Genomic DNA, 23,988 nt, shown 5'->3' on the forward strand with positions numbered 1-23,988 from the left:
ACAGTGGACGAGTAAAACTCGCTTGGCCGTTTCGCGGTGCCCGGGGGATCCTGGGCACCGCGAAACGCTTTTCAAGGGGAGGAAAACCATGTACACCGCTGTCGAAGGCGCCCGCGTCCCGATCCGGATGTGGGCGGATCCCGCATCGGTCGAAGACAAGGCCATGCGACAGCTGCACAACGTCGCGAACCTGCCGTGGGTGCACGGCGTCGCCGTGATGCCCGACGTCCACTACGGCAAGGGCGCGACCGTCGGCAGCGTCATCGCCATGCGCGACGCCGTCTCGCCCGCCGCCGTCGGCGTCGACATCGGGTGCGGGATGAGTGCCGTCCGGACGTCGCTCACCGCGAGCGACCTGCCCGACGACCTCCTGAAGCTGCGCCGGCGGATCGAACGCGCTGTGCCCGTCGGCTTCGGGCTGCACAGGACGCCCGTGAACCCGGCGAAGGTGAACGGCGTCGGCGGCTGGGACGCGTTCTGGAAGCAGTTCGGCGACCTGCACCCCGGCGTCCAGGACCTGCACGACCGGGCCGCGCGGCAGATCGGCAGCCTCGGTGGTGGCAACCACTTCATCGAGGTCTGCCTCGAGCAGGGCGGTGCCGACGAGGGCCGGGTCTGGCTGATGCTGCATTCGGGTTCGCGCAACATCGGCAAGGAGCTGGCCGAGCGGCACATGGCCGTCGCGCGCAAGCTGCCGCACAACGCCGACCTGCCCGACCGCGACCTCGCGGTGTTCGTCGCCGGCACGCCGGAGATGGCGGCCTACCGGCGCGACCTGTTCTGGGCGCAGGACTACGCGGCGCGCAACCGCGCCACGATGGTCGCGCTGGTGAAGCAGGCCGTGCGCGACGAGCTCCCGCAGGTGAGCTTCGACGACGCGATCTCGTGCCACCACAACTACGTCGCCGAGGAGACCTACGACGGCGTCGAGCTGCTCGTCACCCGGAAGGGGGCGATCCGCGCCGGATCGGGTGACCTCGGGATCATCCCGGGCAGCATGGGGACCGGTTCGTACATCGTCCGGGGGCTGGGGAACAACTCGTCGTTCCAGTCGGCTTCGCACGGCGCGGGCCGCCGGATGTCGCGGACCAGGGCGAAGAAGCTGTTCACCGCCGACGACCTCGCGACGCAGACGGCGGGTGTCGAGTGCCGCAAGGACTCCGGCGTGGTCGACGAGATCCCGGCGGCGTACAAGGACATCGAAACGGTGATCCGCGCGCAGACGGACCTGGTCGAGGTCGTGGCGCACCTCAAGCAGGTGGTCTGCGTCAAGGGCTGACGGTACCTTTGGCGTCATGACGAGGGGTGGAACGACGGCCGCGCTCGCCGTGCTGGCGCTGCTGCTGAGCGGGTGCGCCGAGGTCGGCAACGCGGTCGACCAGGGGAGCAGGACGGCCGACAAGGTCGCGGTGTGCACCGAGGCACTCGGGCTCGCCGACCTCAACCCCCTGGTCGACCCGGCCAGGCTCAAGGCGCGCGCCGAGGACAAGGAGCGGCGGCTGCGCGAGCTCGCGGGCGACGTCCAGGACCAGGACGTCAAGAACGCGCTGCTCGGCATGGCCGACTCGTACGTTCAGGTGCAGAAGGAGCGCATCGAGGACGCCGGCGTCGTGGCCCAGTGGGTGCAGCGCAACGTCAAGAAGCTCGACGCGCTCCGCGCCGCCTGCGGCTGACCCTCCAGACGCCACTTTCACGTGAAAGTGCCGCCCTCGGGCCCGCCACTTTCACGTGAAAGTGCCACCCTCGGGCCCGGCACTTTCACGTGAAAGTGCCGACCTGGGCCCGGCACTTTCACGTGAAAGTGGCGACTAGGGCTGGTCGGCGACGGCGAGGACCGGTTCGGGGGTGGGGGCCGGGGTCCGGCGGCGCAGCAGGCCGGCCGCGGCGATCACCAGGCCGCCGAGGCCGGCCGCGACGAAGCCCCACTCCGGGCTCGAGTGGTCGATCGCGAAGCCGACCACCGGGCTGCCCACGGCCAGGCCGAGCCGGGTGAACCCGTCCTGCAGGCCCATGGCCTCACCGCGGACCTGCGGCGGGGCGATCCGGGCGACCGTCTCGGTCGTGGCCGCCAGCGTCGGGGCGCACAGCAGGTTGGTCGGGATCAGGGCCAGCATCAGCAGCCACCAGGGGTGGTCGGCCAGGCCGACCGGCATCACCAGCAGCGCGAGCAGCAGCATCAGCACACCCTGCGGCAGCGACCGCTTCACCACGCCGTGCACGATGCCGCCGGCGATCGACGCCGCGCACATCACCGCGATGATCAGGCCGGTCACGCCGAGCTCGCCGTTCGCGCGCAGGGCCGCCAGCGTCGCCAGCTCGGTGCCGACGAGCACGAACAACGCGCCGCCCGCGATCAGCAGCGTCCCGATCAGCGGGCCGGTGAGCCAGCTGCGCAGCGGCGGCCGCGGCCCGAGCTCCTCCGCCTTGCCCGCGCCCTCGCGGATGGGCGGGTTCACCAGCCAGATCAGGAACGCCGTGGCGCCGAACAGCAGGCCGAGCGCGGTCAGCGTCCACGTCGGGGAGAACGCCGTGATGGCCGCGATGCCGGCCGCCGGGCCGATCATGAACGTCGCTTCGATCGAGATCGTGTCGAGCGAGTAGGCCGCGCGGCGCTCATCCGGCGGCACGAGCGTGGCCAGGACCTGCCGGGCCAGTGAGCCGGCCGGCACCGAAAGCATCCCGGCCGCGACGGCGACGACGGCGAGCGCCTCGAACGGCAGGTGCGGTGCGGCGATCCAGAACACCGTCGTGCCGATCCCGCAGACCGCGACCACCGGACGCAGCCCGTACCGGTCGAAACAGCGGCCGAGCAGCGGCGCGCCGAGCGCCATCCCCAGCGTGACGCAGCCGCCGACCAGCCCGGCGGCGCCGTAGCCGCGGCCGAGCCCGGTGACGATGTACAGCGTCATCAGGATGCCGTTCATGGTGATCGGGAGACGCGCCAGGAACATCAGGGCCATCGTCGAGGGCACGCGGGGCACGGAGAGCACCCGGCGGTAGGGCTGCAGCGGCACGTCCTCGATGAGAACCCAAGGTGGTACGCGCGTGCAACATATTTCCGCGTTCGCACCCCCTGGCGGCCGGAGATTATGAGAGCTACTCTCATTTGGTAGTCACTATCAAATTTGGGGGTTGCCATGACTCAAGCGCACCCACGCAGGTGGTGGGCGCTCGGCGCGCTCGCGGTGAGCCTGCTGACCATCGGGCTCGACCTGACCGTGCTCAACGTCGCCGTCCCGACGCTGGCCGTCGACCTCGGCGCCACGACCACGCAGCTGCAGTGGTTCGGCAACGCCTACACGCTGGCGCTGGCCGCGCTGCTGCTGCCCGCCGGCCTGCTCGGCGACCGGTTCGGGCCGAAGAAACTGCTGCTCGGCGCGCTCGCGGTGTTCGGGCTGGCCTCGCTGTGGTGCGCCTACGCCGGCTCGCCGGGCGAGCTGATCGCCGCCCGCGTCGTGCTCGGCGTCGGCGCCGCGTTCCTCATCCCGCTCTCGCTCTCGCTGCTGAACATCCTGTTCCCGCCGGAGGAGCGGGCGAAGGCGCTCACGACGTGGGTGATGGCGATGTTCGCCGGCATCCCGCTCGGGCCGCTGCTCGGCGGCTGGCTGCTCGACCACTTCGCGTGGGGCTCGGTGTTCCTCATCAACGTCCCGCTGACCGTGGTCGGCGTCGTCGCCGTGGTGTTCCTCCTGCCGCTGACCCCCGGCTCCGGCGGCGGCCGGATCGACTTCGCGGGCATCGCGCTGTCGACGGCCGGGCTGGTCGCGCTCACCTACGGCTTCGTCCACGCCGGCGAACACGGCTGGGCCGATCCGGTGACGTACGGCCTGATCGCGCTGGGCGCCGGGCTCGTGGCGGTGTTCTGCCGGGCGCAGACGCGGGTGGCCGCGCCGCTGACCGACCTCGCGTTGTTCCGCGAGCCGCGGTTCGTCTGGGGCGCGGTGCTGGCCACGGTGGCGTCCTTCGCGCTGATGGGCCTGCTGTTCGTGCTGCCGCAGCTGTTCCAGGCGGTGCAGGGGGCCGACGCCCTGCAGACCGGCGTCCGGTTGCTGCCGCTGATCGGCGGGATGCTGGTGGCGGCGAAGGTCGCCGAACTGCTGGTCGCCGTCCTGGGCGTGCGCGGGGTCGTCACGGGCGGGTTCGTGCTGCTCGCCGCCGGGCCGGCGTGGGGCTCGACGACGACGCCGTCGGGCGGCTACGGCGCCACCGTGGGCTGGGAGCTGGTCATCGGGCTGGGCACCGGCGCCACGCTCCCGCCGCTGATGACGATGGCCATGGGTGCGCTGACCGAAGGCCGCTCGGGCGCCGGTTCGGCGCTGATCCAGGTGCTGCGCCAGGTCGGCGGCACCATCGGCGTGGCGGTGCTGGGCACGGTGCTCAACGGCGTCTACCGCGACGGCGTCGGCGTCGACGGCCTGCCCGCGCCGGTCGCCGACGCGGTACGCGGCAGCGCGTCGGCCGCGGTCGCCGTCGCGGGGCAGCTGCACCGGTCCGGGCTCGCCGAGTCCGCGCGGGCCGCGTTCACCGACGGCATGGCCGTGACGCTGTGGGTGTGCGCCGGGCTCGGGGTCGCCGGGGCACTGCTCGCCCTGCTGTTCCTGCCCGGCCGGGCGGCCACGGGAGCGCAGCCGCGAGAATCGGGGCATGACGTCGTCGCCATCTGAGCCCACGGGGCTGCGGGAGCGGAAGAAGGCCAGGACGCGCGCCGCGATCCAGCGGCACGCGTTGCGGCTGTTCCACGAGCAGGGCTACAGCGCCACGACGGTGGACCAGATCGCGGCGGCGGCGGAGATCTCGCCCAGCACCTTCTTCCGGTACTTCCCGACGAAGGAGGCGACGGTCCTCTACGACCCCTTCGACCCGGTGCTCATCGAAGCCGCGCTGGCCCAGCCACCCGAGCTCAGCCCGGCCGCCGCGCTGCGGGCCACCGCGCAGACCATCCGCACGCAGATCGCCGCCGAGGACTGGGAGCGGGAGCGCGAACGGCAGGTGCTGGTGTTCCGGGAGCCCGAGCTGCGCACCGCGGTGATGGACAAGTTCGCCGAAGGCATCGACCTGCTGGCCGGGCTGGCCGCGCGCCGCACCGGCCGGGCCGCGGACGACTTCGAGGTCCGCAACTGGGCGGGCGCGGTGGTCGGGGTGGTCATGGCCGCCTTCGCCGGGGCCGCGGCGGACCCGGGCGCCGACACCCTGGTGATCCTCGACGAGGCGCTGGCTCACCTGGAAGCGGGACTGCCGCTCTGACCGGGCCCGGGCGGGACGGACCCGCTCCGGGTCCGGTTCAGTGCACTTTGGACAATCCCTGCCGCAGCGCACCCGCCGTCTCCGCCAGCGCTTCCCGGAACCGCGTCCCGACGCCGGTGAAGTTGATGAACCCGTGGATCAGGTCCTCGTGCCGCCGCAGGGCCACTTCGACGCCCGCCTCACGCAGCTTCTCCGCGTACGCCTCACCCTCGTCCCGCAACGGGTCGAAGCCCGCCGTGACGACCAACGCCGGCGGCAGGCCACCGAGGTCGTCCGCGTGCAGCGGCGACAGCCGCGGGTCGGTCAGGTCCGTGCCTTCGGGCACGTAATGGCCCTCGAACCACTTCATGTGCACGTCGGTGAGGAACAGGTCCTTGGCGAACAGGTCCTGCGAGCGGTAGCGCTTCGCGAAGTCCGTCGCCGGGTAGATCAGCAGCTGGAACGCCGGCACCGGGCCGCCGCGGCGCACCGCCTGCTGGGCCGTCACGGCGGCGAGGTTGCCGCCCGCGCTGTCGCCGCCGACGGCGATCCGCGCCGGGTCCGCGCCGAGGTCGGCCGCCTTCGCCACCGCGTACTCGAACGCCGCCAGCGCGTCCTCCGTCGCCGCCGGGAACGGGAACTCCGGGGCCAGCCGGTACTCGATCGACAGCACCCGCACCCCGGCGTGCTTGGCCAGGAAGCGAACGGCGTTGTCGTGGCTCGCGCGCGTCCCGATCACCCAGCCGCCGCCGTGGAAGAACACCAGCAGCGGCGACTTCTCGGGCAGGCCGGCCGGCGTGTACAGCGTCGCCGGCAGGTCGCCATCGGGCGTCGGGACGGCGACCTCGCGCACCGCGACCGGCTCGATCGGCTTGCCGCTGACCAGCTGCCTGCCCGCGTCGAGCAGGGCCCGTGACTCCTCGACCGAGCCGCGCACGAGCTCGGCTCGAGCGATCTTCTGAAGCCGGAGGAGAAGCTGGGCGTCGAGGGCGAGGTCCTGGCCGTCGATGCGGACGGCCCGGCCCGCGACCGCCCGCCGCACCGGCGTGGGCAGCCAGAACGCGAGCTGGGACGCGGCCGCCTGGGCGCGGACGGGGAGCGGGATCGCCATGGTGCCTCCACGAGCGTCGGGGACTGCCCAGGAGGTTACTTGTCAGTAGGTACCCGGTCCAGTTGTGACCAGGACCTCCGTCCCAGAGTCTGGTCCTCCAGTTAACTGGAGGGGTTAGCCTGAAATCGTGACTTCAGCCAGGACGATCAACGTGCTCGGAATCGGCGGCTCCCTGCGTGAGGGCTCGCAGTCCGAACGCGCGCTGCAGATCGCGCTGGACGGCGCGGCCGAAGCGGGGGTCCGGACCCGGCTGCTCACCGGCCCGGAGCTGGTCCTGCCGTTCTACGACGCCGGTGTCCTGGAGCGTGACGAGCGCGCCACCCGGCTGGTGGAGGCCATCCGGGAGGCCGACGGGCTCATCGTCGTCTCGCCCGGCTACCACGGCGCGCTGTCCGGCCTGGTCAAGAACGCCCTGGACTACGTCGAGGACCTGCGCGACGACCGCCGTCCGTACCTCGACGGCCGCGCGGTCGGCCTCGCCGCCGTCGCCTACGGCTGGCAGGCCGCGGTGACCACGCTCGAGCAGCTCCGCACGATCACGCACGCCCTGCGCGGCTGGGCCACCCCGCTGGGCGGCTCGATCAACTCGGCCGAGACCAAGTTCGACGACGCCGGCGGCGCTTCCGACGAGAAGAGCGTCCGCACCCTTCGCCTGATCGGGCGGCAGGTCGCCGAGTTTGCCGTGATGCGCGCCGCGTGACGTTTCGCCCGGGGACCGCCGGGTACGTCATCCACGTGATGCCTGCCATGTGGCGGCACCGTTCCGCGGCCGCGGGACGTTGTGCCGACTGAGACGTTCGCAGTGGGGCGTCCGGGACAGAAGGCAGGCTGAGCATGGGTCAGGCGCTCTACACCGCAGTGGCGACGGCGCGCGGCGACGGCCGCAACGGCGAAGTGACCTCCTCCGACGGCGTCATCGACGAGTCGCTGGCCATCCCGAAGGAGATGGGCGGCCCCGGCGGGGACAAGACCAACCCGGAGCAGCTGTTCGCCGCCGGTTACTCGGCCTGCTTCCACAGCGCCCTGCAGCTGGTCGCCCGCCAGGCCAAGGTGCCGCTGACCGGCTCGACGGTGACCGCGGAGGTCAGCGTGCTCAAGCAGGAGGTCGGGTTCGGCCTCGGCGTCGCGCTGAACGTCTCGCTCCCGGGTCTCGACCAGGCCCAGGCCGACCAGCTGGTCGAGCAGGCGCACCAGGTGTGCCCGTACTCCAACGCGACCCGCGGCAACATCGAGGTCGCGCTGTCGGCCACCGTCTGACCCGCAATCCCGGTCCGAACCACCAAGAGGAAAGGATCACCGCCAGATGAGCAAGTCTCCGATCAAGAGCCCGCTTTCCGAGGCCGACAAGGAGATCACCGGCAACGCCCTCCAGGCCACGCTGGTCGACCTGGTCGACCTGTCCCTCATCGCCAAGCAGGCGCACTGGAACGTCGTCGGGTCGAACTTCCGCAGCGCGCACCTGCAGCTCGACGAGCTCGTGAACACCGCGCGCCAGTACGTCGACGAGGTCGCCGAGCGCGCCAACGCCATCGGCATCTCGCCGAACGGCAAGGCCAAGACCGTCGTCGAGAGCTCGGGCGTGCCCGAGTACCCGGACAACTGGCAGTCGGTGGAGGCCACGGTCGCCGCGATCGTCGACATCCTCGCGGCGCTCATCGAGCGGCTGCGTCAGCGCATCGACGAGACCGACAAGAGCGACCTCGTCACGCAGGACCTGCTGATCGAGATCACCCGGGCGCTGGAAGAGGCGCACTGGATGTGGCAGGCCCAGCAGGCCTGATTTTCCGCCACAAAAGGGCCGTTCTCCGGTGGAGCGGCCCTTTTTCGTCGGTGCGGGCCAGTACGTTCGGTGGCATGGTCTTGCATCAGGGGAACACCGGCCGCCCGGACCGCGCGGCCGGGACGAATCCGTTCTACGCCGGGACGAACCCGGCACTGGCGGCGGACTTCGTCATGCCGCACGACGAGCTGCGCGACGACCCGCTGCCGCCGGACACCGCGCTGCAGCTCGTGCGCGACGAGCTGATGCTGGACGGCAACGCGCGGCTCAACCTCGCCACGTTCGTCACGACGTGGATGGAGCCGCAGGCGCGCGAGCTGATGGCCGAGTGCGTCGACAAGAACATGATCGACAAGGACGAGTACCCGCAGACGGCCGAGCTCGAGCGGCGCTGCGTGAACATCCTCGCCCACCTGTGGCACGCGCCCGATCCCACGGACATCATGGGCTGCTCGACCACCGGGTCGTCGGAAGCGTGCATGCTCGCCGGGATGGCGCTGAAGCGGCGCTGGGCCCGCCTCGGCCGCGGCGGGAAGCCGAACCTGGTGATGGGTGCGAACGTCCAGGTGTGCTGGGAGAAGTTCTGCGAGTACTGGGAAGTCGAGCCGCGCCTGGTCCCGATGGACGGCGACCGCTACCACCTCACGGCCGACGAAGCGGTGGCCCGCTGCGACGAGAACACGATCGGCGTGGTGGCGATCCTCGGCTCGACGTTCGACGGCAGCTACGAGCCGGTCGCGGAGATCGCGGCCGCGCTGGACTCGCTGGAAGAGCGCACGGGCTGGAACATCCCGGTGCACGTCGACGGCGCTTCGGGCGCGATGATCGCCCCGTTCCTCGACCCGGACCTGGAGTGGGACTTCCGCCTGCCGCGCGTGGCGTCGATCAACACGTCGGGCCACAAGTACGGCCTGGTGTACCCGGGCGTCGGCTGGGTGATCTGGCGCGACAAGGCCGCGTTGCCGTCCGAGCTGGTGTTCAACGTGAACTACCTGGGCGGCGACATGCCGACGTTCGCGTTGAACTTCTCCCGCCCGGGCGCGGAGGTCGCGGCCCAGTACTACACGTTCGTCCGGTTGGGTCGCGAGGGTTTCCGCGCGGTGCAGCAGGCTTCGCGTGATGTCGCCATGCACCTGTCGTCCGGAATCGCCTCGCTCGGGCCGTTCTCCTTGCTGACGCGAGGCGACCAGCTGCCGGTGTTCGCGTTCACGACCCGCCCCGACGCCGGCTTCGACGTCTTCGACGTGTCCCGCCGGCTGCGCGAGCGCGGCTGGCTGGTGCCGGCGTACACGTTCCCGGAGAACCGCACGGACCTGGCGGTGCTGCGGATCGTGGTCCGCAACGGCTTCACGCACGACCTGGCGGACCTGCTGCTGGCGGATCTGGCCCGGGTGCTCCCCGAGCTGGCGCAGCTGGGCGGCCGCCCGAAGGACCCGGCACAGGCGACCGCCTTCCACCACTAGTGCCAGGACTTGGCGCGGGCGTACTGCGCGGGCCACGGCACGTCCGCCCCGAGGGCGTTGGCCGCCCGCAGCGGCCAGTGCGGGTCGCGCAGCAGCGCCCGGGCCAGGAACACCGCGTCGGCCCGCTCGCCGCTGACGATCTCCTCCGCCTGGTGCGGGTCGGTGATCATGCCGACCGCGCCGGTCGGGAGGCCGCTTTCGGTGCGGATCCGCTCGGCGAACGGCACCTGGTAGCCCGGGCCGACGGGGATGTCGGGGTGGGGGGTGTTGCCGCCGGTCGAGGTGTCGATCAGGTCGATCCCGCGCTCGGCCAGCAGCTTCGCCAGCCGGACGGAGTCGTCGGCGGTCCAGCCGTCGTCGGTCCAGTCCGTGGCCGAGAGCCGGGCGAACAGCGGCACGCTCACCTCGGCGCGGACGGCCTCCGCGATCTCGAGGGCCAGCCGCGTGCGGCCTTCGAAGTCGCCGCCGTAGCGGTCGGTGCGGGAGTTGGACAGCGGTGAAAGGAACTGGTGGACGAGGTAGCCGTGGGCGAAGTGCAGCTCGAGGACGTCGAAGCCGGCGTCGACCGCGCGCCGGGCCGCTCCGGCGAAGGTCTCGGGGAGCGCGCTCACCTCGTCGGTGCTCAGCGGCCGCGCCGGAGCGTAGGTGCCGAACGGCTGCGCGTCGGCTCCGACGCTCGGCCAGCCGCCCTCCGGCGCCGGGACGCTGCCGGTGCCTTCCCACGGCCGCCGCGTCGAGGCCTTGCGGCCGGCGTGGGCCAGCTGCATGCCGATCGCCGTGCCCTGCGCGTGCACGAAGCCGGCGATCCGCCGCCAGGCTTCGGCCTGGGTCCCGGTCCAGATGCCGGTGTCCTGCGGGCTGATCCGCCCTTCGGGGACGACAGCGGTCGCTTCGGTCATGACGAGTCCCGCGCCGCCGGTGGCGAACTGGCCCAGGTGGACGAGGTGCCAGTCACCGGGGACGCCGTCGGTGGCGGAGTACTGGCACATCGGCGACACCCAGGCGCGGTTCGGCAGGGTCAGGCCGCGGACGGTGATCGGGCTGAAGAGTCGGCTCACCTTCCGGACAACCCCACGGGCCCGGCGTCTCTTCCCGTCGCCACGGCGGGTACCGCCGAGTAACGTCGACCACATGGGTGTCGCTGCAGACGAACGCCAGGCCTTGAGCTCCCTCTTCGCAGAACTCGGGCCCGACGCGCCGACGTTGTGCGAAGGCTGGACGACCCGGGATCTCGCCGCGCACCTCGTCGTGCGGGAGCACCGGCCGGACGCCGCTCCCGGCATCCTCGTGCCCGCGCTGGCCGGGTACACGAAGAAAGTCCAGGACCGTTACGCCGCGCGGCCGTGGGCGAGCCTGGTCGAACTGGTGCGGAAGGGCCCGGCGAAGTTCTGGCCCACCGCGATCGGCCCCCTCGACGAACTGACCAACGCCGCCGAGTTCCTCGTCCACCACGAAGACGTCCGGCGTGCGCAGGACGGCTGGGAACCGCGGCCCGCGGACCCCACCCGGGACGCCGCCGCCTGGAGCTCGGCCAGGCAGGCGGCGAAGCTGAACCTGCGGAAGTCGCCCGTCGGCGTGACGCTCCGGACCCGTGACGGCCGCGAGGCCGCCGTCAAGACCGGACCCGATCCGGTGACCGTCGTCGGGGCGCCGGTGGACCTGCTGCTGTTCGTCTTCGGCCGCGACGCCGTTCACCTGGACTTCGAGGGCGACGCGGCCGCGGTCGGCCGGCTGCGGTCGGTGAACCGGGGGCTTTAGGCTTCGCGGCGTCCCCTCGAGCGCAGGAGCCGCCATGCCGATGATCAGCGTTGCCATGTTCCCCGGCCGCACGCCGGCCCAGAAGAGTGCCCTGGTCCGCGAGCTGACCGACGCCTTCGTCCGCACCTGCGGCGGCAAGCCCGAAGGCGTCCAGGTGACGCTGGTGGAGGTCGGCGCCGACCACTGGGCCGCCGGCGGCGTCCTGTACTCCGAACGCTGAGCGCCACTTTCACGGGAAAGTGCCCTTCAGCGGGGCGGCACTTTCACGTGAAAGTGGCGGGTTGGCGTCAGCGCAGGCCGAGGGCCCGCAGGGCGAAGTGGACCTCGATCGCGGTCTGCTTGATCGTCTCGGCGATCACCAGCGAACCGTGACCCGCGTCGTAGCGGTAGAACTCGTGGTGCAGGTCGCGGCCGCCGAGTCGGTCGAGGTAGTTCTCGATCTGGCGGATCGGGCAGCGCGGGTCGTTGTCGCCGGCCAGCACGAGCACCGGCGCCGTCACGGCGTCGACGTACGTGATCGGCGAGCACTCCCGGTACACCGCGGGCACGTCCTCCGGCGAGCCGCCGAAGATCCCGCGGTCGAACGAGCGCAGCTGCTCCATCTCGTCCTCGTACGCGGCGACGTAGTCCGCCACCGGCACGCCGGCGACCCCCGCCGCCCACCGCGACGGCTGCGTGCCGAGCGCGAGCAGGGACAGGTAGCCACCCCACGAAGCGCCGCTCACCACGCACTTCGCCGGGTCGCTGAGTCCGGTTTGGACGGCCCAGTCGTGGACCGCGGCGACGTCCTCCAGCTCGGTCAGGCCGGGACGGCCCTCGATGGCGTCGCGCCAGGCGGAGCCGTAGCCGGTCGAGCCGCGGTAGTTGACCTCGACCACGGCGAACCCGGCGTCGAGCCAGGTCGCGCGGTAGGCGGAGAAGCGGTCCTCGTCCGCCGCGTGCGGGCCGCCGTGCAGGGAGAACACCGTGGGCAGCGGCCCGTCCGGCGCGCCCGAAGGCCGCGAGACGAGCGCGTGGATCCGCCCGCCGACGCCTTCGACGAACGCGTCGGTCACCGGCTCCGAGCCCTGCGCCCGCTCACCCGGCGGTTCGAGCAGGACCGAGTCGGTGCCGTCGGCGGTCCGGGCCCGCACCGCCGCCGGCTCGGCGGCGCTGGACCACGAGTACTCGACCGTGCCGTCCGGACGGACGCCCGCCTCGCCGATCCGGCCGGCCGGCGTATCCAAAATGGATACTTCGGCGGTGTCGAGGTCGTAGCGGTACAACGAATTGCGGCCCTCGTGGAACTGGACGACCAGCAGGGCGCGCGCGTCCGGGTACCAGCCCGCGACGACCTCGCCGGGCAGGTCCAGCTCGATTTCGGTCTCGGTGTCCGCCCGGACGTCCCAGACCAGCAGCTCATCGCGGCCGCGGCGCTCGTGCACGACCAGCAGCCGCTGGTCGCCGGGCAGCGGGGAGAATTCGAGCGCGGAGAGGCCCTTGCCCTCGCCGTCCCACTTCTCGGCGACGGCTTCGAACCCGTCGGTCGCGAGCACCCGCAGCGCCGGGTGGCGGGAGTCGCCGTGCTCGGAGTGCGAGATCGCGAGCAGGCTTTCGTCGCGGGAGAGGGCGGCGACGCTGGCATCGTCCGGGTGGCTGTAGAAGCGGCGAGTCTCGCCGCCGATCCGGGCGAACAGCTCGCTGCCGTCGTCGGTCGAGACGCCGACCGCGACGATCTTCGCGCCGATCTCGAGCCCGGCCTGGTAGCCGTCGTGGACGTCCGGGACGGCCTTTTCCGGCTCGCTGCCCTCGGTCGCGGCGAACGGCTCTCGCACCCAGGAGCCGAACTCGTCGCCGTCGGTGTCGTCGAACCACCAGATCCACTCGCCGTCGGGGGACGGCGTGGCGTGCAGGGTGCCGTTCGGCCGGTCGGTGACGCGGCGGTGCTCGCCGGTCGCGCGGTTCCAGGCGTAGACCTCCCAGACGCCGCTGGCGTTGGAGGCGTAGACGTTCGCGTCGGGGGCGTCGCGGGCCCACTCCGGCGCGAAGATGCGCGGGGCGTGGAAGCGGGCGCGCCAGCGGGCTTCGGCTTCGGCGTCGTCGAACAGCCGGTCCGGGACCACCGCGGGCGGATATTGGTTGGCTGACTGCGTGCTCACCCCTCGATCCTGCCACCTTCTGGCCGTACTGTGTGCGGGGTGCTGGAGGGTTACGCGCCGGGCTACGGGCGAGACGCGGTGTCGATGATGTCCGCGCGCACGGCGGCCGAGCGGGCCACGTTCGCCCAGCCCCTGTTCCGGCCGGGCATGTGGGTGGTCGACCTGGGGTGCGGTCCCGGCTCGATCACCCTGGGCCTGGCCGCGGAGTCGCGGGTGACGGGCGTCGACGTCGACGCGGGTCAGGTGGCGCTGGCCCGGGCGGCGGCCCGCCGCGCCGGTCGGTCCACAGTGGACTTCCTGGTGGCGTCGGCGTACGACCTGCCCTTCGCGGACGGCAGCGTGGACGTGGCGTTCTCGCACGCGCTGTTCGAGCACCTTTCCCGGCCGGTGGACGCGCTGGTGGAGCTGCACCGGGTGCTGAGGCCGGGCGGCAGGCTCGCGGTGTCCACTTCGGACTGGAGCAAGGCCCGCTTGCGCCCGAAGACGGCGAACGTCGACGCTGCCCTGCGAGGCCACTACCTGCTGCGCCGCCGGGCGGGCGGCGACCCGTTCGCCGGCCGCCACATCGCGGACAACTGCGTCCGGGCCGGCTTCGCGGAGGTGGCGTCGCGGACGAAGTACCGCGAGGACATGAGTTACCGCGACCTGGCGAAGTACGTGGAGTCGAGACTCGACGCGGCGATCGCGGACCCGGCGTACGCCCGTGACCGCGACCAGCTGGCGAGCGCGGCCCGGTCGGCGCTGGTGTGGACCCGCGGGGGTGACGGGGACTTCAGCCAGTGCTGGGTCGAGGTGACGGCCACCAGGCCCTGAAAACCAGAAGAGCCGGTGTCCGAAGACACCGGCTCTTACTCGTCGGGGTGGCGGGATTCGAACCCACGACCTCCTCGACCCGAACGAGGCACGCTACCAAGCTGCGCCACACCCCGAGGTACTGCTTAACGGGTCGTGGAGAAGTCTAGCGGACGCTGTCGCGGGCTTTACGGGGGGCTGACTTATGGGGCTCGTCGGTGCCCGATCCGCGCGGGACCAGCGTCAACAGGCTCGCCTCGGGCGGGCACGCGAACCGCGCCGGCGCCCACGGCGACGTCCCCAACCCCGCCGAGACGTGCAGCCACATGTGCGCGCCCCACCGCGACGCGCCCCGCGCCCGGCTGCGATCCAGCTCACAGTTGGTGACGATGGCGCCGTAACCCGGGAGCCGGAGCTGGCCGCCGTGGGTGTGGCCCGCCAGGACGAGGTCGTAACCGTCCGTGGCGAACGTGTCCAGCACCCGCGGCTCCGGCGAGTGCGTGACGCCGATGCGCACCGCCGCGCCGCTGTCGGCCGGGCCCGCGATGTCGGCGTAGCGGTCGCGGCGCAGGTGCGGGTCGTCGACACCCGCCGCGAACACCCGCTGCCCGCCCACGTCGATCGTGCGGCGGACGTGGGTCAGGTCGGTCCAGCCGTGCTCGACGAACGCCGCGCGCAGGTCGCGCCAGGGCAGCTGGACGCCGTGGATGCGCTTCTTCTTGCCCTGCGGCATCAGGTAGCGGGCCGGGTTCTTCGGCTTGGGCGCGTAGTAGTCGTTGCTGCCGAAGACGAACACGCCGGGCCGGTCGAGCAGCGGGCCCAGCGCGCGCAGCACCGCCGGGACGGCCGTCCGGTGCGAGAGGTTGTCGCCGGTGTTCACGACGAGGTCCGGGTTCAGCTCGTCGAGCGCGGCGACCCAGCGCTGCTTGCTGTGGTGACCGGGCAGCATGTGCAGGTCCGAGACGTGCAGGACGGTGAACGGCCGCGAGCCGGGGGCCAGCACCGGCAGTTCGGCGGTGCGGAGGGTCCAGCGGCGCCGTTCGATCCCGACGGCGTAACCGAGGGTCGCGGCGCCGAGGGCCACCGTCCCCGCGGCGAGGCGCGCCGCCGTCGCCCCCGACGTGCGTGTGTTACTGAGCGTGCTCACAGCACCCAGGATACGTGCTCAACAGTTGGATGACTTCGCCGCCGTTACGGGGAACCTGCCGTTTAGCATTTGCGTCGGCCCAGAGACGGGACACCAGCCGGGGGGCTTGGGGAGAACGATGGAGCAGTTCGGGCCGTACCGGATCGAAGGCCTGCTGGGCCGCGGCGGCATGGGTGAGGTGCACCGCGCGTACGACACGGCGCACGACCGCGTCGTCGCGCTGAAGCTGTTGTCCGAACCGTTCGTCACCGACGAAGCCTTCCGCGCGCGCTTCCGCCGTGAGTCGCAGATCGTCGCGCGGCTGCGGGAACCGCACGTGATCCCGATCCACGCCTACGGCGAGATCGACGGACGGCTGTACCTCGACATGCGGCTCGTCGAGGGCCGCGACCTCAAGGATCTCCTGGAGGACGGGCCGCTCGAGCCCGTGCGGGCGGCCGGGATCGTGGCCCAGGTCGCGGGCGCGCTCGACGCCGCCCACGCGGACGGCCTGGTGCACCGCGACGTCAAGCCGTCGAACGTGCTCGTGACGAGCGCCGACTTCGTGTACCTGGTGGACTTCGGCATCGCGCGGTCGATGACGGCCGAAGGGACGTCGATCACCGGCACCGGCAACGTGATCGGCACCCTCGACTACATGGCGCCGGAACGCTTCGGCGACGCGCCGATCACCGGCCTGGTCGACGTCTACGCGCTGGCGTGCGTGTTCTTCGAGTGCCTCACCGGGCACCGCCCGTTCCCGGCGGAGGGCGCGGCCGCGCAGATGGGCGCGCACCTGACCGCGCCACCGCCGCTGCCTTCGCGGGCGCGGCCGGGCTTGCCGGTGGCGTTGGACGCGGTGGTGGCGCGCGGCATGGCGAAGAACCCGGCGGACCGCTACCCGACGGCGGGGGCGTTCGCCGACGCCGTCCAAGCGGCGGTCACCGCGCCGGCCCCGCCGGCCCCGCCGATGCCGACGTGGCAGAAGACGTTGCCCGGCCCGGTACCGCAGGCCGCTCCGGCGCCGGTGACCCCGCCCCGGCCGATGCCGCTCCCGACGGCACCGCACCCGGGCCCGTTCACCGGCCCGCCGAGTGTCCCGTTCCGGGCCCCGGTCGCGCCGCCGCCGCAGCCGCCGCCGCCCGCGAAGCCGCAGCGGAACCGGTGGATCGCGTTGTGCGCCGCGCTGGCCGGAGTCGTCGTGGTGGCGCTGGTGATCACGTACGTCGTGACGCGGGACAAGACCCAGACGGCCGGGCCGGGACCGACGAACCCGCCGACCACCAGCGGAACCTCCACGCCGCCGCCGCGGACGTCACCGGCCACCCCGACCGAGCCACCGTCCACTTCGGAATCGCCGCCCCCGCACGACACGAAGCTGCACGCCGCGCTGCCGCCGGTCTACCGCACGTGCGTCGACGCGGCGCCCCCGGCCGGAGCGGTCGCGGCGGTCGAGTGCACCGGTTCGACCGTCGGTGACGTCAAGATCGGCAACGTCTGGTTCGCGGAGCCGACCGGCGCGCGGTTCCTCCGCTTCGCCGACGCCGGGGCGATGGACGCGTTCTTCCAGAACATCGTCAAAACACAGGGCCTCACCCGCAACGACGCGCAGGGAGCGTGCCGCCCCAACAAGTACCCCAAGATCTGGGGCACGTACTACCGGGCGGAGGCGCCCAGGCCGGTCCCGGGCGAGTACCTGACCTGCTACCTGGGCGACCCGGCGCAGCTGGTGTGGACGGAGAAGAAGAACCTGGTGGCGGGCATCCTGCTGTCCACGAAGGTCAGCACCACCGACGAACTCGACAAGCTCTACGCGTGGTGGAACTCGTTGATACTGGTGGACATGGGAAGCGCCTGATCGAGACGGCAAGCGGGGGCGGGAGGTGTCGCACCTCCCGCCCCCGCTTGCCGGCCGGACCTACCGCGCGGCGCCGCCCATGTACTTCGGGTCGGGGCCCGGCAACGGCAGCACCGGCTGGCTGCCGTCCATGATGTTCTTCATCGCGCCGAACCACGTCCGGGCCGGGGCCTTGCCACCGAAGATGTTCCCGGTCGGGCACACGCGGACGTTGCCGGGGCCGGCGTCGCAGATACCGCCCTGGCCGCCGCCGAACTTGAACGTCATCGCCGCGCCCGCCAGCTGGGGCGTGCCGCCGACGAACGTCGCCGAGACGTTGCCCTGGGTCGTTCCGGTCTTGCCGATCATCGGGCGGTTCCAGCCGACGTCGGCCGCCGCGCGGTTCGACGTGCCGCCCGGCTGGTCGTCCTTGCTCATGCCCACGGCGAGGGTGTTCGCCAGCCCCTCGGGCACGGCCTGCTCGCACGGCGCTTCCTTGACCGGCACCGGTTTCCCGTTGCGGTCGGTCACCGCGCTGATCGGCGTCGGCGGGCACCAGGTGCCGCCGGAGAGGATGGTCGCCGCGACGTTGCCCAGCTCGAGGCCGCTCAGCGGGCTGAAGCCCAGGGTGAACGCGCCGAAGCCCGGCCAGCTGCCCTTGGGGCCGTAGTACTCGGCCTGGCTGAGGCGCTTCTCGTCGGTTTTCGCCTTCGGGTCGACCGTTCCGCCGCCGACGTTGCTCGCCATCGTGTCGCGCATGCCGAGCCGCTTGGCCATGTCGATGCCCGGAGCCGTGCTGCCGAGCCGGTCTTCGAGTTCGACGAACGTGGTGTTCGGCGACGTCGCGAGCGCGGTCTGGATCGTCGCGCCCTGGGCGATGCGGCTGTAGTCGCCGGCGTTGCCGACGCAGTACCAGCGCGAACGCAGCGGCGGCCCGGTCGGCGGGCAGTTCTCACCACCACCGGAGTAGACGTGCGAGACGTAGGTGTCCGGCACCTGCACCGGCGTGAAGATCCCGGCGACACCCTTGTCCAGCGCCGCCGCGGTGGTGAAGATCTTGTACGTCGACCCCGCGCCCCCGGTGTTGTACACGCCGGTGGGCAGCGCATACGTCGTCTGGCCCGCGTCCTGGTTCTGGCCGTAGTCGCGGTTCGAGGCCAGCGCGACCACCTCGTGCCGGTCCTTGCCCGGCTTCACCAGCGACAACGTGTTCGCCACGTACGGCTGGGTCTTCTTGACCTGCGCCTCCGCCGAGACCTTCGCTTCGTGGTTGGCGCGCTCGTCCAGCGTGCTCTTGATCGTGTAGCCGCCGGTGTAGAGCTGGTCCTTCGTCATCCCGGCGGCCTTGAGGAGGTAGTCCTCGACGTACTGGCAGAAGAACCCGGCCTCCGGGCCCGCGCCGATGCAGTTGGCCGGCGGCTTCTTCGGGGAGTCCGCGACCACGCCCAGCGGCTCGCCCTTGAAGCGGTCGGCGTCGGCCTTCGCCAGCTTCTTGTTGTCCACCATGCGGTCGAGCACCAGGTTGCGGCGCGCGGTGGCCTTGTCCGGGTGCTTCCACGGGTCGTTGTTGATCGGGTTGTTCACCAGGCCGGCCAGCAGCGCGGCCTGCGGCACGGTGAGCTTCTCCGGGGTCGTGTCGAAGTACGCGTGCGCCGCCGCGCCGATGCCGTAGATCTGGCGGGAGAACTCGACGATGTTGAGGTAGCCGGCCAGGATCTGCTGCTTGGTCAGCTTCGTCTCGAGCTGGATCGCGATCCGCGCTTCCTTGAGCTTGCGGGCGACCGACTGCTCCTGCGCCTTCTTCTGGCCGACCTGGTCGGTCCGGTAGACGACGTTGATCAGGTAGTTCTTCACGTACTGCTGGGTCAGCGTCGAGGCGCCCTGGGTGTCGGCGCCGGTGCTGTTGCTGACGGCCGCGCGCAGCGTGCCCTGCCAGTCGACGCCGTGGTGCTCGTAGAACCGCTTGTCCTCGACCGAGACCAGGGCCCACTTCATGGCCTCGTTGATCTGGTTCTCGTTGATCGGCAGCCGGTACTGGTCGTACAGGGTCGCGATCGGCTTGCCGGTGCTGTCGGTGACCGTCGTCACCAGCGGCGGTGGGATGTCCGCGAGGTCGGAGGAGGTCTTCTCCACCGTCTCGCTGGCCTGGTTCGACATGACGCCGGCGGCCCCCACGACCGGGAAGAGCATGCCGGCGACGAGCACCCCCGCGAGCAGACAGAGGCCGATGAGCTTGAACAAACCATCCGCTTTTCGCACGAGGGCCAGGCTACCCGGAACGGATCCGGCCCCGGTGACGCCGTGTCTCCGGAGGTGTGAATTCAGTGACAAAACAGCCCCCCTTCGGTGACAACTGGTAACGGAAGGCATTCTGGGTCTCGACGGGGGGAACCGAGGGCCCCTACAGTCCGTCAACGTCTCACGAAGACAAGCCGTCGGATGGATCAACACGGGTGGGAGCTCGCTTGGTCCGAACGGCGGCACCGGCACCGGGGAGGTGCCCGGGTAACCGACGTGAGCTGAGGGAGACACGCTCGCGGGGGCAAGGGAGCGCAGTGCCTTTCCCCGCTGGTGCGTCGATCACCAGGGTAGGGAGCTGGGGGTATGGAAACCAACCAGTCGAGCTGGCGAATCAACGCGTCCTGCCGGGACGCCGATCCGGACGGCCTGTTCGTCCGGGGTGCGGAGCAGAACCGCGCGAAAGCGGTCTGCATGGGCTGCCCGGTCCGCACGGAATGCCTCGCCGAAGCGCTCGACGGCCGGATCAACTTCGGCGTCTGGGGCGGCATGACCGAACGGGAGCGGCGAGCTCTGCTGCGCCGCCGCCCGGACGTGGTGAGCTGGGCCGACCTGCTCGAAGCAGCCAAGCGCGACGCGATAGAGCGCGTCAAGGTCGGCTGACCCAAGCGTCACTTTCACGTGAAAGTGCCGACCTGCGGGCGGAGCTTTCACGTGAAAGTGCCGGTCAGCCGGCGAGCTTCACGCCGATCTCGCGCAGGCCGTCGAGGTCGTGCACGTCGCCGGCCAGTGCCGGGACCTTCGCCAGGGCCACCTCCGGGTGTGCCCTGGTGAACCGGGCCAGCAGCCGCTCCTCACGGGCCGCCAGGTCGACGCGGTCGGCGTGCAGCCGCAGCACCGCCTCGGCCAGCGGGGCGTTCGTGTCGCCCTCTTGCAGCGACTCGGCCGCCGCCAGCGCTTCCGAGCCCGACAGCTTCGCGAGCACCGGGTGCGTCCGGTTCGCGATCAGCCCGGCCAGCGGCATCGACTCCGACGAGAGCCGCTCCACGAAGTAGGACGCCTCGCGCAGCGCGTCCGGCTCCGGCGCGGCCACGACCAGGAACGACGTCCCGGACGAGCGCAGCAGCTCCGCCGTCTTGCGGGCGCGCTCGCGGAAGCCGCCGAACATGCTGTCGAAGGCCTGCATGAACGCCGACGCGTCGGTCAGCAGCTGGCCGCCGATGATCGTCGACACCGCCTTGGCGAACATCGAGAACCCGGCGTTGACCACCTTGCGCAGGCCCCAGCCGCCGGCCTTCGCCGGGGCGGTGAGCAGCCGGATCATCCGGCCGTCCAGCGCGCTCGACAGCCGCGTCGGCGCGTCCAGGAAGTCCAGCGCGGACCGGCTCGGCGGGGTGTCGACGATGATCAGGTCCCACTCGCCGGTGGCGGCGAGCTGGCCCAGCTTCTCCATCGCCATGTACTCCTGCGTGCCGGAGAACGACGTGGAAATCGTCTGGTAGAAGGGGTTCTGGAGCAGCTGCTCGGCGCGTTCCGGGCCGGCGTGCACGCGCACCATGTCGTCGAACGTGCGGCGCATGTCGAGCATCATCGCCCAGAGCTCGCCCTTGGGCTCGAACCCCTCGACCTGCACCTGCCTCGGGTGGTTGCCGAGTTCACGCAGGCCGAGCGCCTGCGCCAGCCGTCGCGCGGGGTCGATCGTCAGGACCACGGTCTGGCGGCCGCGCTCGGCCGCGCGCAGGGCCAGTGCCGCGGCCGTGGTCGTCTTGCCGACGCCGCCGGAGCCGCAGCAGACGATTACGCGGCTTTCCGGGTCGTCGAGCAGCGCGTCGATGTCGATGGTGGTCACAACCGCACCCCCTGGTCGGTCAGGGCTTCGGCCAGTTCGTAGAGGGCGGCGACGTCGATGCCGTCGGTCACGTCCGGCAGCTCGAGGGTCGGCAGGTCGGCTTCGGCGAGCTGCTCGCGCGCCCGCTGCTCGGCGGCGACCCGCACGGCGTGTTCGACAGTTTCTTCTACCAACGCGTCCAACGTGTCTTGCGGCAGCTTCAGCCCGGCCGACGCGAGCCCGGTGCGGACGCGGGAGGCGTCGACGCGCCCGTCCGCGGCCGCGGTGATCGAGCGGGCGGGCAGCCGCAGCGGCCGGACCCGGTTGACCAGCACCGCGCCGGGGCGCAGGTCGGCGCCGTCCAGCTCGGCCACGGCCTCGACGGTCTCGCGCACCGGCATCTCCTCCAGCAGCGTGGCCAGGTGGACGACGGTCTCGCCGGAGTGCAGCAGCCGCACCACGCCTTCGGCCTGGCCGCGGATCGGGCCGGTCTTCGCGAGGTCGGTCAGCGCCTTGGTGACGTCGAGGAACTTGACGACCCGGCCGGTCGGCGGCGCGTCGACGACGACGGCGTCGTAGGTGTGCCGCCCGTCGGACTCGGTCCGGCCGACGCACTCCTTGATCTTCCCGGTGAGCAGGACGTCACGCAGGCCCGGCGCGAGCGTGGTCGCGAACTCGATCGCGCCCATCCGCCGCAGCGTCCGGCCGGCGAAGCCGAGGTTGTAGAACATCTCGAAGTACTCGAGCAGCGCGGCTTCGACGTCGACGTGCAGCGCGCGCAGCTCCCCGCCACCCGGGACGGCGGCGATGCGCTGCTCGGCGTAGGGCAGCGGCTCGGTGTCGAAGAGCTGGGCGATGCCCTGCCGGCCTTCGACCTCGATGAGCAGCACCCGACGGCCTTCGCGGGCGAGCGCGAGGCCGAGCGCGGCGGCGAGCGTCGTCTTGCCCGTCCCGCCCTTGCCGGTGACGAAGTGCAGCCGGGCGCGGGCAAGCTCGTCGGTCCAGCCGGCATGGGGAATGGTCACTTCTTCACCCTAATTCAGCGCTCAACCGGCCAGCAGCATGACGCTGGCCGCAGCGGCGACGGCGGCGACGAAAGCCCAGCTCACGACGCCCGGGAGCACGGTCAGGGTGAGCACGCCCACGACCACCAGCAGGGTGAAGGTGATCACCCCGCCGAGCGCGACCTGGCCGGAGCTCCGCGTCCGGTCGCGCACCTTCGCCATCACGACGAGCACGAGCGGCAGCCCGGCCGCCGCCAGCAGCGCCGTCGCGAGCACGCGCCACGTTTCCACGCCGCCCACGCTAGCGGCGGCCGAGCGTGAGATGGACCACACTTCGGCGCGTCGTCCGCGGTTTTCCGGCGGCCGTCCCCGGCGCTCTTGCCCGCTTGGCTACGCTCCCGGTTCATGAGCGCCACCAAGTGGGAGTACGCCACCGTCCCTCTGCTGATCCACGCGACGAAGCAGATCCTCGACCAGTGGGGCGAGGACGGCTGGGAGCTGGTCACCGTGCTGCCGAACCCGAGCGGCGAGCAGCACGTCGCCTACCTGAAGCGTCCGAAGGGCTGACCGGGGTGAGCTGGAGCGAACGGCTCAAGGAGCTCGGCATCGAGCTGCCCGGCGTCGCGGCCCCGCTGGCCGCGTACGTGCCCGCCGTGCAGAGCGGCAAGCACGTCTACACCTCCGGCCAGCTGCCCTTCGTCGACGGCGTGCTCGCCGCGACCGGCAAGGTCGGCGCGGAGATCAGCCCCGAAGAGGCGAAGGGCCACGCGCGGACGTCGGCGCTCAACGCGCTCGCGGCCGTGCACGCCCTGGTGGGCATTGACAACATCGCGCGGATCGTCAAGGTTGTCGGCTTCGTGGCTTCCGCGGAGGGCTTCACCGGTCAGCCGGCGGTCGTCAACGGCGCGTCCGAACTGCTCGGCGAGGTCTTCGGCGACGCGGGCACCCACGCCCGCTCGGCCGTCGGCGTGGCGGAGCTGCCCATCGGCTCGCCGGTGGAGGTCGAACTGATCGTGGAGGTGCAGTGATGGACCCGGACATCGAGCAGTCCACCCACGAGCTGCTGATCCGGCTGGCCGGGCGGCTGCCCGACCAGCTGCTGTGGCGGTTCCGCGACTGGCTCGGCGAGGGCGCCATGGGCACCCTCGCCCGGACCCTGCCGAGGTCTTTGCTTAAGCACAGGATCGACCTCGACCAAACGGAGTACCGGCTGCTCGTGGCCGGTCTGATCCCGCACGGCGCCGACTGGCACCAGGTCAGTTCGACGCTGGGGGTAGACGACGTCACCGAGAACCGGTACACATTCACGTCGAGTGCGCCCGAATGGGTTAACTCGGTCGACTCCGTGTCCGTGTTGATCCACGCAACGTTGCGAGGACGCCCGGACGTGGGGGAAGTGCGGCAGAGCTGGCGACACGTCGGTGTGGTCGGGCAGGGCACCGCGAAGCGCGTCCTGCTGATCACGGCACTGGCGGGGCTGCCGAGGTTGACCGGCGAACTGCAGCGGGTGCTGCGGGTATTGGGCGACGAAGAGCCCAGCGTCGAGGTCATCCCGCCGCGCTTCGACCTGCCGGGGTACCACCGGGCCGCGCTGGCCGACTCAGAGCTGGTCTGCGTGGGCGCCGTGGCGGGGACCCGGCTAGTAGCCGCATAACGCTCGCCCGCCAGCGAGCTGGGAGGGAGCAAGGCA

General features: G+C 71.6%; 25 protein-coding genes and 1 tRNA gene. 16 read left to right on the forward strand and 10 right to left on the reverse strand.

Going from position 1 to position 23,988, the window contains the following annotated elements:
• The first annotated feature begins 88 nt into the window (after nt 1–88).
• Nucleotides 89–1,279, forward strand: a complete 1,191-nt coding sequence (locus tag DV20_RS40815) for an RtcB family protein (RefSeq protein ID WP_043789036.1) — start codon at nt 89–91, stop codon at nt 1,277–1,279.
• 16 nt (nt 1,280–1,295) lie between these two features.
• Entirely contained in the window at nt 1,296–1,673 is a 378-nt protein-coding gene (locus tag DV20_RS40820) for a hypothetical protein (RefSeq protein WP_043789037.1), read from the forward strand.
• Between the two features lie 135 nt (nt 1,674–1,808).
• On the opposite strand, the gene DV20_RS40825 is transcribed toward DV20_RS40820, so the two are convergent.
• Entirely contained in the window at nt 1,809–2,951 is a 1,143-nt protein-coding gene (locus DV20_RS40825) for an MFS transporter (protein ID WP_043789121.1), read from the reverse strand.
• 186 nt (nt 2,952–3,137) lie between these two features.
• Here DV20_RS40825 and DV20_RS40830 point away from each other — a divergent pair, with 186 nt between their 5' ends.
• Nucleotides 3,138–4,664 (forward strand): DHA2 family efflux MFS transporter permease subunit, encoded by a 1,527-nt coding sequence (locus tag DV20_RS40830; protein WP_235191148.1) that lies wholly within the window; start codon nt 3,138–3,140, stop codon nt 4,662–4,664.
• Complete coding sequence (locus tag DV20_RS40835; RefSeq protein WP_200876605.1) at nt 4,645–5,244, forward strand: acyl-CoA-like ligand-binding transcription factor; 600 nt, start codon at nt 4,645–4,647, stop codon at nt 5,242–5,244. The genes DV20_RS40830 and DV20_RS40835 overlap by 20 nt, the downstream gene beginning before the upstream one ends.
• Nucleotides 5,245–5,281: 37 nt before the next feature.
• On the opposite strand, the gene DV20_RS40840 is transcribed toward DV20_RS40835, so the two are convergent.
• Nucleotides 5,282–6,334, reverse strand: a complete 1,053-nt coding sequence (locus DV20_RS40840; protein WP_043789041.1) for an alpha/beta hydrolase — start codon at nt 6,332–6,334, stop codon at nt 5,282–5,284.
• A 151-nt stretch (nt 6,335–6,485) separates the two neighbouring features.
• Between DV20_RS40840 and DV20_RS40845 the strand changes: the two genes are divergently transcribed.
• The 4 genes from DV20_RS40845 to DV20_RS40860 all read left to right on the forward strand — a co-directional run bounded on the left by DV20_RS40845 (nt 6,486) and on the right by DV20_RS40860 (nt 9,577).
• Nucleotides 6,486–7,034 carry an NADPH-dependent FMN reductase gene (locus DV20_RS40845; RefSeq protein ID WP_043789042.1) on the forward strand — a complete coding sequence of 183 codons (549 nt, stop codon included), beginning with the start codon at nt 6,486–6,488 and terminating at the stop codon, nt 7,032–7,034.
• A 134-nt stretch (nt 7,035–7,168) separates the two neighbouring features.
• The gene (locus DV20_RS40850) at nt 7,169–7,591 is read left to right on the forward strand and encodes an organic hydroperoxide resistance protein (RefSeq protein ID WP_043789043.1); all 423 of its coding nucleotides are present in this window, start codon (nt 7,169–7,171) and stop codon (nt 7,589–7,591) included.
• Nucleotides 7,592–7,637: 46 nt separating this feature from the next.
• Entirely contained in the window at nt 7,638–8,114 is a 477-nt protein-coding gene (locus DV20_RS40855; RefSeq protein WP_013230585.1) for a Dps family protein, read from the forward strand.
• Between the two features lie 74 nt (nt 8,115–8,188).
• Entirely contained in the window at nt 8,189–9,577 is a 1,389-nt protein-coding gene (locus DV20_RS40860) for a glutamate decarboxylase (protein ID WP_043789045.1), read from the forward strand.
• Here DV20_RS40860 and DV20_RS40865 read toward each other — a convergent pair.
• The gene (locus DV20_RS40865) at nt 9,574–10,635 is read right to left on the reverse strand and encodes an NADH:flavin oxidoreductase/NADH oxidase (protein WP_043789046.1); all 1,062 of its coding nucleotides are present in this window, start codon (nt 10,633–10,635) and stop codon (nt 9,574–9,576) included. The two genes, DV20_RS40860 and DV20_RS40865, sit on opposite strands and share 4 nt — an antisense overlap.
• A gap of 73 nt (nt 10,636–10,708) precedes the next feature.
• On the opposite strand from DV20_RS40865, the gene DV20_RS40870 reads away from it, so the two are divergent.
• Both DV20_RS40870 and DV20_RS40875 read left to right on the forward strand, forming a co-directional pair.
• Nucleotides 10,709–11,335: a TIGR03085 family metal-binding protein gene (locus DV20_RS40870; protein WP_043789047.1), complete on the forward strand. Its 627-nt coding sequence runs from the start codon at nt 10,709–10,711 to the stop codon at nt 11,333–11,335.
• 34 nt (nt 11,336–11,369) lie between these two features.
• Nucleotides 11,370–11,555, forward strand: a complete 186-nt coding sequence (locus DV20_RS40875) for a tautomerase family protein (RefSeq protein ID WP_043789048.1) — start codon at nt 11,370–11,372, stop codon at nt 11,553–11,555.
• Nucleotides 11,556–11,622: 67 nt separating this feature from the next.
• Here DV20_RS40875 and DV20_RS40880 read toward each other — a convergent pair whose 3' ends face one another.
• Entirely contained in the window at nt 11,623–13,473 is a 1,851-nt protein-coding gene (locus tag DV20_RS40880; RefSeq protein ID WP_043789049.1) for a prolyl oligopeptidase family serine peptidase, read from the reverse strand.
• Nucleotides 13,474–13,512: 39 nt separating this feature from the next.
• Here DV20_RS40880 and DV20_RS40885 point away from each other — a divergent pair, with 39 nt between their 5' ends.
• Nucleotides 13,513–14,286, forward strand: a complete 774-nt coding sequence (locus DV20_RS40885) for a class I SAM-dependent methyltransferase (protein WP_043789051.1) — start codon at nt 13,513–13,515, stop codon at nt 14,284–14,286.
• Between the two features lie 42 nt (nt 14,287–14,328).
• Here DV20_RS40885 and DV20_RS40890 read toward each other — a convergent pair.
• Nucleotides 14,329–14,402 (reverse strand) — tRNA-Pro (locus tag DV20_RS40890).
• 29 nt (nt 14,403–14,431) lie between these two features.
• A complete protein-coding gene (locus DV20_RS40895; protein ID WP_051736344.1) occupies nt 14,432–15,412 on the reverse strand; it encodes a metallophosphoesterase in 981 nt (326 codons plus the stop codon).
• Between the two features lie 118 nt (nt 15,413–15,530).
• On the opposite strand from DV20_RS40895, the gene DV20_RS47130 reads away from it, so the two are divergent.
• Nucleotides 15,531–17,249: a serine/threonine-protein kinase gene (locus tag DV20_RS47130; RefSeq protein WP_043789052.1), complete on the forward strand. Its 1,719-nt coding sequence runs from the start codon at nt 15,531–15,533 to the stop codon at nt 17,247–17,249.
• A gap of 60 nt (nt 17,250–17,309) precedes the next feature.
• Here the strand turns inward: DV20_RS47130 and DV20_RS40905 are convergent, their stop codons facing one another.
• A complete protein-coding gene (locus DV20_RS40905; RefSeq protein WP_200876607.1) occupies nt 17,310–19,487 on the reverse strand; it encodes a transglycosylase domain-containing protein in 2,178 nt (725 codons plus the stop codon).
• 345 nt (nt 19,488–19,832) lie between these two features.
• Here DV20_RS40905 and DV20_RS40910 point away from each other — a divergent pair, with 345 nt between their 5' ends.
• Nucleotides 19,833–20,129: a WhiB family transcriptional regulator gene (locus DV20_RS40910; RefSeq protein WP_043789054.1), complete on the forward strand. Its 297-nt coding sequence runs from the start codon at nt 19,833–19,835 to the stop codon at nt 20,127–20,129.
• Between the two features lie 64 nt (nt 20,130–20,193).
• On the opposite strand, the gene DV20_RS40915 is transcribed toward DV20_RS40910, so the two are convergent.
• From DV20_RS40915 to DV20_RS40925, 3 genes are read right to left on the reverse strand one after another with little or no spacing between them, the layout of a single operon-like run.
• Nucleotides 20,194–21,315 (reverse strand): ArsA family ATPase, encoded by a 1,122-nt coding sequence (locus tag DV20_RS40915; protein WP_043789055.1) that lies wholly within the window; start codon nt 21,313–21,315, stop codon nt 20,194–20,196.
• Nucleotides 21,312–22,319 (reverse strand): ArsA-related P-loop ATPase, encoded by a 1,008-nt coding sequence (locus tag DV20_RS40920; protein ID WP_043789056.1) that lies wholly within the window; start codon nt 22,317–22,319, stop codon nt 21,312–21,314. The genes DV20_RS40915 and DV20_RS40920 overlap by 4 nt, the downstream gene beginning before the upstream one ends.
• 21 nt (nt 22,320–22,340) lie before the next feature.
• Complete coding sequence (locus tag DV20_RS40925) at nt 22,341–22,589, reverse strand: hypothetical protein (RefSeq protein WP_043789123.1); 249 nt, start codon at nt 22,587–22,589, stop codon at nt 22,341–22,343.
• A 114-nt stretch (nt 22,590–22,703) separates the two neighbouring features.
• Here DV20_RS40925 and DV20_RS40930 point away from each other — a divergent pair, with 114 nt between their 5' ends.
• Genes DV20_RS40930 through DV20_RS40940 form a run of 3 tightly spaced genes read left to right on the forward strand, consistent with a single transcriptional unit; the run spans nt 22,704 to nt 23,952 of the window.
• Nucleotides 22,704–22,865 carry a DUF4177 domain-containing protein gene (locus DV20_RS40930; RefSeq protein ID WP_003068074.1) on the forward strand — a complete coding sequence of 54 codons (162 nt, stop codon included), beginning with the start codon at nt 22,704–22,706 and terminating at the stop codon, nt 22,863–22,865.
• Between the two features lie 5 nt (nt 22,866–22,870).
• A complete protein-coding gene (locus tag DV20_RS40935; RefSeq protein WP_043789058.1) occupies nt 22,871–23,326 on the forward strand; it encodes a RidA family protein in 456 nt (151 codons plus the stop codon).
• Complete coding sequence (locus tag DV20_RS40940) at nt 23,326–23,952, forward strand: hypothetical protein (protein WP_043789124.1); 627 nt, start codon at nt 23,326–23,328, stop codon at nt 23,950–23,952. Before DV20_RS40935 ends, DV20_RS40940 begins: the two co-directional genes overlap by 1 nt.
• Nucleotides 23,953–23,988: the final 36 nt, after the last annotated feature.

The organism is Amycolatopsis rifamycinica (genome assembly GCF_000695625.1).
GTDB lineage: Bacteria > Actinomycetota > Actinomycetes > Mycobacteriales > Pseudonocardiaceae > Amycolatopsis > Amycolatopsis rifamycinica.